The following is a 500-nucleotide window of genomic DNA, read 5'->3' as shown; positions in this document are numbered from 1 at the left end:
GGTGAGATCGTGGTCCGCGCGGACTCGGCGTTCTACTCCCGCGCCGTCATCGGCGCCTGCCGCCGGGCCCGGGTGCGGTTCTCTGTCACCGTGCGCGTCGACGCCAAGGTCCGCACCGCGATCGCCACCATCAGCGAGGACGCCTGGACCGAGATCCGCTACCCGCAACCGGTCTGGGACGACGAGCAGCAGCGGTTCATCTCCCGCGCGCACATCGCCGAGACCAGCTACACCGCGTTCGAAGGCACCCGCCAGGAGATCACCGCCCGGCTCATCGTGCGCCGCGTCCCCGACCTGAACAGATCCACAATGGACGAACAGGGTGAACTGTTCACCGTGTGGCGCTACCACGCCGCGTTCACCGACAGCCCGTACGTGCTCGTGCAGGCCGAAGCGCAGCACCGTGGTCACGCCATCATCGAACAGGTCTTCGCCGAACTCATCGACGGGCCACTCGCGCACCTGCCGTCCGGCCGGTTCAACGCCAACAACGCCTGGCT

Annotated in this window: 1 protein-coding gene; it reads left to right on the top strand. The window is 68.0% G+C overall.

The annotated features are described in order from the left end of the window. Window positions 1–500, top strand: a 500-nt coding sequence (locus tag ABD901_RS58925; protein WP_486303881.1) for a transposase family protein, incomplete at both ends; no start/stop codon positions are given.

This window comes from Dactylosporangium darangshiense (assembly GCF_039537565.1).
GTDB lineage: Bacteria > Actinomycetota > Actinomycetes > Mycobacteriales > Micromonosporaceae > Dactylosporangium > Dactylosporangium darangshiense.
Note: the sequence above shows the minus strand (reverse complement) of the source record. Positions and strands in the feature narration are given on the sequence as shown.